General features: G+C 59.0%; 9 protein-coding genes, 1 tRNA gene and 1 pseudogene. 3 read left to right on the forward strand and 8 right to left on the reverse strand.

The genetic code is table 11. From position 1 onward, the window contains the following. Nucleotides 1-9: 9 nt before the first annotated feature. The 8 genes from petB to BMY36_RS00975 form a co-directional block, all read right to left on the reverse strand. The gene (gene petB / locus BMY36_RS00940; protein WP_050521452.1) at nt 10-1,329 is read right to left on the reverse strand and encodes a cytochrome b; all 1,320 of its coding nucleotides are present in this window, start codon (nt 1,327-1,329) and stop codon (nt 10-12) included. Between the two features lie 9 nt (nt 1,330-1,338). Then, nucleotides 1,339-1,899 carry a ubiquinol-cytochrome c reductase iron-sulfur subunit gene (petA, locus tag BMY36_RS00945; RefSeq protein ID WP_050521453.1) on the reverse strand — a complete coding sequence of 187 codons (561 nt, stop codon included), beginning with the start codon at nt 1,897-1,899 and terminating at the stop codon, nt 1,339-1,341. Nucleotides 1,900-2,112: 213 nt separating this feature from the next. After that, complete coding sequence (locus BMY36_RS00950; RefSeq protein WP_050521454.1) at nt 2,113-2,754, reverse strand: LysE family translocator; 642 nt, start codon at nt 2,752-2,754, stop codon at nt 2,113-2,115. 7 nt (nt 2,755-2,761) lie between these two features. After that, nucleotides 2,762-3,370, reverse strand: coding sequence for a glutathione S-transferase (locus BMY36_RS00955; RefSeq protein WP_050521489.1), 609 nt, complete (start codon nt 3,368-3,370; stop codon nt 2,762-2,764). 105 nt (nt 3,371-3,475) lie between these two features. Beyond that, nucleotides 3,476-4,084 (reverse strand): FMN-binding negative transcriptional regulator, encoded by a 609-nt coding sequence (locus BMY36_RS00960; RefSeq protein WP_050521455.1) that lies wholly within the window; start codon nt 4,082-4,084, stop codon nt 3,476-3,478. A 242-nt stretch (nt 4,085-4,326) separates the two neighbouring features. Beyond that, the gene (locus tag BMY36_RS00965) at nt 4,327-5,382 is read right to left on the reverse strand and encodes a fatty acid desaturase (protein WP_231579806.1); all 1,056 of its coding nucleotides are present in this window, start codon (nt 5,380-5,382) and stop codon (nt 4,327-4,329) included. A 256-nt stretch (nt 5,383-5,638) separates the two neighbouring features. Further along, nucleotides 5,639-5,764: a type B 50S ribosomal protein L36 gene (gene ykgO, locus BMY36_RS00970; protein ID WP_050521456.1), complete on the reverse strand. Its 126-nt coding sequence runs from the start codon at nt 5,762-5,764 to the stop codon at nt 5,639-5,641. Between the two features lie 99 nt (nt 5,765-5,863). After that, nucleotides 5,864-5,938, reverse strand: a tRNA-Val gene (locus BMY36_RS00975). Between the two features lie 313 nt (nt 5,939-6,251). Between BMY36_RS00975 and BMY36_RS00985 the strand changes: the two genes are divergently transcribed. The 3 genes and pseudogenes from BMY36_RS00985 to BMY36_RS20930 all read left to right on the forward strand — a co-directional run. Continuing rightward, nucleotides 6,252-7,127: an N-formylglutamate amidohydrolase gene (locus BMY36_RS00985; protein WP_419186834.1), complete on the forward strand. Its 876-nt coding sequence runs from the start codon at nt 6,252-6,254 to the stop codon at nt 7,125-7,127. Nucleotides 7,128-7,209: 82 nt separating this feature from the next. Next, complete coding sequence (locus BMY36_RS00990) at nt 7,210-7,887, forward strand: alternative oxidase (protein WP_082224980.1); 678 nt, start codon at nt 7,210-7,212, stop codon at nt 7,885-7,887. A gap of 127 nt (nt 7,888-8,014) precedes the next feature. Then, nucleotides 8,015-8,410: pseudogene (locus BMY36_RS20930) on the forward strand (helix-turn-helix domain-containing protein); the annotation flags it as partial.

Raw genomic sequence — 8,410 nt, forward strand, 5'->3', positions numbered from 1 at the left:
TCCTTTTTCTCACTCGGCCGGGGTCGGATCGGCGTAGTGCGATTTGAAATCATCCTCAATCGTCGCGGGCGCTGCCTGCGGCTTTTCGATCACACCAAGCAGTGGCAAGATCACGAGGAAATAGGCGAACCAATAGGCCGACGCGATCAGCGAAATCCAGTCATACGGGAATTCCGCAGGGCGCGCGCCCACCCAAGTCAGCACCACAAAGTCGATGCACAGCAAGATGAACCACATCTTGAACATCGGGCGATAGCGGCCCGACCGTACCGATGATGTATCCAACCACGGTGCCAGCGCCATCACAGCAATCGCACCAAACATCGCCAACACGCCAAAGAATTTCGCGTCGATGATGCCAAATGTCAGGAACTGCACCAATTGCACCACCCACACATCTGCGGTGAACGCGCGCAGAATGGCGTAGAAAGGCAGGAAGTACCATTCCGGCACAATATGCGCAGGTGTCGCCAGCGGGTTCGCCTCGATGTAGTTATCGGGGTGGCCCAGATAGTTTGGCATAAAGCCCACGATCGCAAAAAAGATCGCCATAATCACAGCCAGCGCGAACAGATCTTTCATCACGAAATAAGGCCAGAAGGGCAATGTGTCTTTCTCGGCTTCTGCCTTGGACGTGCGGCGCACTTCAACCCCAGTTGGGTTGTTGTTGCCTGTGGTGTGGAACGCCCAAATGTGGATCGCAACCAAGGCGGCAATCACGAATGGCAGCAGATAATGCAAGCTGAAGAAACGGTTCAACGTGGCATTGTCAACGGCAGGGCCGCCCAACAACCATGTCTGAATCGACTCGCCCACACCCGGAATAGCGCCGAACAGGCCGGTGATCACAGTGGCACCCCAGAACGACATTTGGCCCCATGGCAACACATAGCCCATAAACGCGGTCGCCATCATCGCCAGATAAATCAACATGCCGATAATCCACGTCACTTCACGCGGGGCCTTGTACGACCCGTAATAAAGCCCGCGGAAAATGTGCAAATACACAGCCACAAAGAACAGCGACGCGCCGTTCTGGTGCAAATAGCGCAGCATGTAGCCGCCATTCACGTTGCGCATGATATGTTCAACGGATGCAAAGGCATAATCAACATGCGGCGTGTAATGCATCGCCAAAACTATGCCTGTCACGATCTGCATCGCCAAACAGAATGTCAAAACGATGCCCCAGATCCACATCCAATTCAGGTTCTTGGGTGTGGGCAGCGTCAATGTTGAATGGATCAGCCCGACAATCGGCAAGCGCTTAAAAAGCCACTTTTCGCCGCCCGTCTTGGGCTCGTATTGGTCGTGCGGAATTCCGGCCATTTTCTATCCTTACCCGAGCTTGAGAGTTGATTCATCGGTGAATTCTGCCACCGGGATGATTAGGTTCTTTGGCGCTGGACCCTTGCGGATCCGGCCAGCAGTATCATAATGCGAGCCGTGGCACGGGCAGAACCAGCCCCCAAATTCACCCGACCCATCGCCAATCGGCACGCAGCCCAAATGGGTGCAAACGCCAACCATCACCAGCCATTCGCCGGCCTCATCCATCGTGCGGTTCACGTCGGATGCGTCTGTCGCAGGTTTGTTCGGGTTCTCCGACCCTTGGTCCATCAGCGCGCTCAGCTCAACCGCGCGGCCCGCGTCAATTTCATCTTGGGTGCGGCGGCGAATGAACACGGGCTTGCCCAGATATTTCACCGTCAACTGCATCCCCGGCTCCACCCCGGAAATATCGACAAAGATCGAGGACAAAGCCTGCACATCCGCCGATGGGTTCATCTGGTTTGCCAGCGGCCAAATGGCAGCGCCTGCGGCAATCGCACCAGCGCCCGCTGTGGCGTAATACAGGAAATCCCTGCGGGTGCCTGCCTGTTCGTCTGCGTGGGACACGAGAGTTCTCCCTTCCGAAAGCGCCGCGTGATGCGGCCCATGTGAAAAACGGGCCGCACAAAAAAGTGCCGCCTTATGATTGGAGTATTTAGCGCCGGAAATGGCTTACGTCCAGCGGACAAAGCGGCGCAGGTGGGAATGATGGGTGCAAAAAGCAACCATCACGCCAAAATTATGCAAGCAATTCGCGGGGTCAGGCCCCGGCTTGCAGAATCATGCGGCCAACTGCCCCACCAGCAACCGAGCCGCAAACAGCGCAAACAGCACCCCCGCCACCCCCGACATCACCCACCCATACCGCAGATAAAACCGCGCGGCAGGCCCGGTGGAAAATATCAGCGCATACCCCACATGCATCCCCCCCGCGACCGTCATGGCCCCCACCCAAAGCAACGCCACATCAGGCCCGCTGGCCCGCGCCACCGGAAAGATCGTCAAAATCGCCAGCCAAGTGGTCAATGCCTTGGGGTTCACCCAGTTGATCATCAACGACCGCCAAAACGCCGACCCAAAACTGTCGTGGCGCGGCAACACAGGCAGGCCCCGCCGCGCCCCGCGCCAGCCCGCCCAGGCCGCCCGCAAATACCGCTGCGCAAACCAGGCCAGCAAGGCGATCGCCACAAACGACAGGTTATATTGCAGCCCCGGCACCAACCGAAACAACGCCGAAATGCCAAAGGTGGTCGCCAGACACCAACCGCCCACGCCCAACCCGACACCCGCCGCCGCCCCCACGCCCGCCACGCGCCCGGCCGCCATCGCGGTGGCAATGGTGTTGATAACATTCGGCCCCGGCGTCAGCACATTCAGCGCCAAAATCGCCCAAACCCAGAAAAAATCATGCAATGGCAACATGGGCGTATCACGCGGGTGGCTGTGTTCCCATCATGCTGGGCCGCGCCGCAAACCCCGCCTCCCATGCCGCCAACGCGGGCCGCCCCGACCGCCAGTCGCGCGCGCCATGCCGAAAATCAACATAGGCCAGCGCGCAACCCACCGCGATATTCCCCATATCCAGCGGCCCCTGCAAGTGCGACATCCACCGCGCTTCCAACGCATCCAGCGCGCGGTCAATCTTGGCCCATTGCCCGTCAACCCAAGGCGCAAACCGCTTGTCCTCCGGGCGCACGCGCGCTTCATAGACCATCAAAATCGCCGCATCCACAATGCCGTCACCCGTGGCCTCCAGCGTCAACGCCTCCCACAACCGCGGGCCCGTGGGGTACAGACCCGCCCCCAAATGATCATCCAAAAACCGCGTGATCACCCGGCTGTCATACAGCGCACAGCCGTCATCCCGCTCCAACGCAGGAATCTTACCCAGCGGGTTTTGTGCCAAAGGGGCATTGCCCACATCCACCGGGCTGCCAGACCCAACCACAAGCGATACCGCATCCGGCCTGCCCGCCTCTGCCAACAAAACCAATATCTTACGGGCATAGGGTGAGGTGGGGGAATAAAACAAGCGCATCATATATCCTTTGATCGGTCGCATTTCGTCTTGGCCCAAATACCTAACGCAGCGGGCAGCCATCAAGCGCAAACCCTAGGGGGCCGCACCCACCCTGTAAATCGCCTATTCGCGCGCCCGCATCATGGCGGCGATTTGCACAGCCTCCATCCCCATCGGGGCCGCCGCAATCCCTTGCGCGGCCCCGGCCCGCTGCGCCACCGTTTTGTTCTGGTTCAGCTTCAGCGTGCTGTCCACCGACGCCACAATCAGGCGAAACGGCAAGATCATCCGCAGCATCCGCACCTCAGCCTCGTGGCTCATCTTCTCCATCGTCCACGCAGGCTTTGGGGCCAATTGACCCTCCATATGCGCACTGACCCGCGCCAGATGGCCCCGCAACGCAGCTTCGGGCAGCGGCTCCAACACGCCACGCAGATGCACGGCTATATAATTCCACGTCGGCACCTGATCATCCGCACCATACCAATCGGGGGAGACATAGGCATCCGGCCCAGACACCGCCAGCAAAGCAGGCGCGGGCAACGCAGCCCGCGCAATCGGGTTGGACCGGGCCAAATGCAAAAACACCTCACCCTCGCCCAATTCAAATGGAATATGCGCAGCCAAGGGTCCATCCGCCCCGTTCACCGACAAAATGCCAAAACTGCGCGCGCGCACCATCGCCAACGCGTCAGCTTGCGCACCATCGAGAAAAATTGGGTTCGGGTGCATGGCTTACCCTCCGTTGTCACGTTTTGGAAACCCTTGATCGCCCAGAAATCTGCACCAAGCCGCACCAAAAACGCAACCCTGCCCAATCCCCGCGCAAAACTGGCATCACAGGCCGCGAATATCACCGCATGGCGGGTAAACACACAAGCCTAGAAAACGTAGGGTGGGTGCCAACCCACCGCCCCTCAATCACCAAAGGGGCGGTGGGTTGGCACCCACCCTACAAAACGCGGCCTTCCCAATCAGGCAGGCAAATACATTGCGTGGGCGCTGCGGAACGACAACAGCTTTTTCTGGCTTTCATCCCACAGGTGCAAACGCGCGCAGGCAATGCTTTCCCGCACCGTCATACGCTGACATTCCGCCAAGACAGGATGATCCTTGATCACTTCGGTCAACCGATAAAACGGGATGCGGCTGTACAGATGATGGACGTGGTGGATGCCGATATTGGCCGACAACCACTGCAGCGGCTTTGGCAACACATAATGGGATGACCCCTCCAGCGCCGCCTCGTGCAACTGCCATTCCTCCGCTTTGCGCCAATGCGTATCCTCAAACTGGTGCTGCACATAGAACAACCAAACCCCGGCAGAGGCGGCGACGATCCACGTAGGCAACGCCACCAACAACAACGGCGCCCAGCCCGCAAAATATACCAAGGTCGCAACGCCCACGGCCAGCATCAGGTTGGTCCCCATCGCAGACACCCAAAACGATGCGCCCGACTTCATCAACCCAAATGGTACCCGGTTTTGCAGCAAGAAAATATAGGCTGGCCCCAACAAAAACAACGTGAACGGGCTACGGTAGACGCGGTACATGAACCGCCCAAACGAGCCCCGCGCCAGATATTCATCCACCGTCAACGTGGTCACATCGCCAATCCCGCGCATATCCAGATTACCGGATGCGGAGTGGTGGATTGAATGTTGCCTGCGCCACACATGGTACGGCGTCAGGGTAAACACCCCCAAACACCGCCCCACCCAATCGCTAACCCGGCGATTCGCGAAAAATGACGCATGCCCGCAGTCATGTTGGATGCAAAACATCCGCACCAAAAACAAACCGTTCACCGCGGCCAAAACCAAGGCCGCAATCACACTGTAGGGCAACACCCATACTGCCGCCGCCCAGATAGCCACAAAGGGAATAAGCGTCACCAACAGCTCGAACGTGCTGCGGGTCGGATCAGGATCGCGATATTTCGCGAGAACATGGAGCCACTCACGGGCGCTTTTGGTTTGGTCCGGCATAACCGACAGCGCGGCATCTCGCAGGTTCTGAATATTCATAGATCGGCAATCTTCCCTGTGATGGTGTCCAATTGTAACAAAGGTAATACGGCCATCAATACCCTATTTTCCCATACCGATAAGTTAATCTGACGCGTCTGGCAATCTTGGGAAATGCACGGTGGGCGTTGTGTCGCAGTTGCGCACCAACGCGCCCCCGCAAAATCCACCCCAAATTCCCAAGAAAAAACCGCCGAAGGTTGCCCCCGACGGTTTAAAAGCTGCTCGCATGATGTTCATACGAAAGGCAGCACTCTTAGCCCTGACGGGCTTTGTAGCGCTTTTGCGTCTTATTGATCACATAGACACGGCCCTTGCGGCGCACGACCTGGCAGTCGCGGTGACGCAACTTCAGCGAGCGGAGCGAGTTTTTGACCTTCATGGGTCTTCTCCTTATCGCGGCGCGCGTGCGCCGATTAAAAACTGGTGCCCCCGCTTAACGCAAGGGCGGTGAACCTGCAACCAAAGATGGCGGCAAGACTGGTGGGCGGTACTGGGATCGAACCAGTGGCCACTACGATGTCAACGTAGTGCTCTACCGCTGAGCTAACCGCCCACTAAGGCCGCTGCACCCCCGCCTGTGACCCCCCTTTGACCCAAGTTCCAAAGAAAAGGACGCGGGCGGAACCGCGTCGGTTGGCAGGGCTATAAAAGGAGTCGCCGTTTTGTTCAAGCGCTTTGTTCAACCGCTTTTGTCGCGTGGCAACCATGGCACGCCAGCACAAATGGCCTTGATAAACGCTTGCGCCCAAACAGTTCCATATCCCCTGCCCATCCGATTCGCACCCAAATCCAGCGCCACAATCGCCCAAACAAACCACACCACAAACCACAGGCCATTTGGCAAATCGCAATTGCAAGCTATACACATGCCATACACGGAGATGCTTGTGCCTGACTCGTTCATCCTTTTGCGGCCAAAAGTGCAAACCGGGCCGTTTGTCTTTTCCTCCCCCCACAGCGGGCGGGATTACGATGGCACGTTCGGCGGTCAAAGCCGCCTTGATGCACTGACCCTACGCTCGTCCGAAGATGCGTTTGTCGATCAATTGTTCGCCACAGCCCCAGATCACGGCGCGCCCCTGCTGGCCGCCCGCGCCCCCCGCGCCTTTGTCGATCTGAACCGCGCCGCCGATGAACTGGACCCCGCAGTGATCGAGGATGCACCCCGCATGGCGCACAATCCCCGCATCGCATCCGGCCTTGGCGTGGTGCCGCGCGTGGTGTCCGCCGGGCGCCACATCTATGCCGACCGTATGTCACGGGCCGCGGCCGAGGCGCGGCTGACGCAATATTGGCGGCCCTATCATCTGCAACTGCGCCACCTGATGTTTGACACGCTGGAACGCTTTGGCCGCGCTGTGTTGATAGATTGCCACTCAATGCCGCATGAGGCGATTACCCCCCACGGTCGCCCCAGCCACCCCACACCCGAAATCGTGCTGGGCGACCGTTTCGGCACCACCGCCAGCGCCGATGTGGTGGCACAGATTGAAGAGGCGTTTAAATCCGCAGGCCTGCGCGTGGCACGCAACGCCCCCTTTGCCGGGGCCTATATCGCCCAAACCTATGGCCGCCCGTCGCATCACCAACACGTCGTGCAAATCGAAATTGACCGCGCGCTGTATCTGGATGAGGCGCGGGTGGAACCGCGCCCCGATTTCGCGGCCTTTCAAACGCTCATATCGGGCGTGATCGCACAGATCACCGCATCCGCGCTGGACCTGCCTTTGGCGGCCGAATAACCCCTGCAAGCGGGACACGCTGACGCATCCCCCTTGCAGACCGTGCCCTGCGCACTGATTTCTTGCCCAAAGGAGAGATCACATGCTCGACCAAGCAACACCCCACACCGACGCCCATAAAACCTTTACCCAACCCCATGCGGCGGACGGCATCGACCTGACCGCCCACCGCGCCCCCACGGACCGCCGCGATAAAATCGCATTGGGTGTCGTGAAATTCATGCGCGTCTTTGCCGATGCGTTCTTTTCCACCCGGTACGGCCACCGCGCCGTGGTGCTGGAAACCGTGGCCGCCGTGCCGGGCATGGTCGGTGGGCTGTTGCAACACCTCAAGGCGCTGCGCCAAATCCGTGATGATCAAGGCTGGATTCGCGAGTTATTGGACGAGGCGGACAATGAGCGGATGCACTTGATGACCTTTATCAAAATCGCCGAACCCAGCCGGTTTGAACGGTTTTTGATTCTGGTGGCGCAAGGCATCTTCTTTAACCTTTATTTCCTGCTGTACCTGTTCGCCCCCCGCGTGGCCCACCGCGTCGTGGCGTATCTGGAGGAGGAAGCCGTGATCAGCTACACCCAATACCTTGAAAAAGTGGATGCAGGCGTGATCGAAAACGTGCCTGCCCCGCAGCTTGCCATCGACTATTGGAACCTTGGCGCAGATGCCCGCCTGCGTGAGGTGATCATCGCCGTCCGCGCGGATGAAGCGGGACACCGCGACAAAAACCACGAATTTGCCGATGCTTTGAAGGCAGGGTAAGTGTGGCATGCGGCGGATGGGGGCGCTGCCCCCATCCGCCGGGATATTTAGAAACAGAAAAAGGGGGTGGCGGATTCAACCGGTCAGCGCAACATCTTTGGTTTGAGATGTTCTGAAAGGACCCATAATGGCACGAACTGGTCGCCTTGGCTTGTCACATGAGCAGAAAATTGAACTCTGGCAACGTTGGAAGGCTGGGGAAACGCTAAGCGACATCGGGCGGGCCTTGGGTAAGCACGCAGCTTCGGTGTTTGGCGTCGTCGTTGCAAAGGGTGGCTATGCACCTGTGCCCCGGACGCGCAAACCCGGATCCCTCAGTCTAGCCGACCGCGAGGAGATATCGAGGGGTCTCGTTGCGGGACGGTCCTTCCGGCAACTTGGGCGTCATCTGGGGCGAGCCGCGTAGACAATCAGCCGTGAAGTTGTGCGCAATGGCGGACGGCGTGTCTATCGTGCAGCCCGCGCCGACGAGCGGGCATTGGAGAACGCCCGTCGCCCCAAGCCCTGCCTGTTGGCATTCAAT

Origin of the sequence: Pseudorhodobacter antarcticus (assembly GCF_900110135.1) — a bacterium.
GTDB lineage: Bacteria > Pseudomonadota > Alphaproteobacteria > Rhodobacterales > Rhodobacteraceae > Pseudorhodobacter > Pseudorhodobacter antarcticus.

Coding starts and splice junctions, on each gene's coding strand:
- BMY36_RS00960 (WP_050521455.1), bottom strand. CDS start 4,084: ATGCACCCGAACCCAATTTTTCTCGATGGTGCGCAAGCTGACGCGTTG.
- BMY36_RS00950 (WP_050521454.1), bottom strand. CDS start 2,754: ATGTTGCCATTGCATGATTTTTTCTGGGTTTGGGCGATTTTGGCGCTG.
- petB (WP_050521452.1), bottom strand. CDS start 1,329: ATGGCCGGAATTCCGCACGACCAATACGAGCCCAAGACGGGCGGCGAA.
- BMY36_RS00955 (WP_050521489.1), bottom strand. CDS start 3,370: ATGCGCTTGTTTTATTCCCCCACCTCACCCTATGCCCGTAAGATATTG.
- BMY36_RS00990 (WP_082224980.1), top strand. CDS start 7,210: ATGCTCGACCAAGCAACACCCCACACCGACGCCCATAAAACCTTTACC.
- BMY36_RS00985 (WP_419186834.1), top strand. CDS start 6,252: ATGCCATACACGGAGATGCTTGTGCCTGACTCGTTCATCCTTTTGCGG.
- ykgO (WP_050521456.1), bottom strand. CDS start 5,764: ATGAAGGTCAAAAACTCGCTCCGCTCGCTGAAGTTGCGTCACCGCGAC.
- BMY36_RS00965 (WP_231579806.1), bottom strand. CDS start 5,382: ATGAATATTCAGAACCTGCGAGATGCCGCGCTGTCGGTTATGCCGGAC.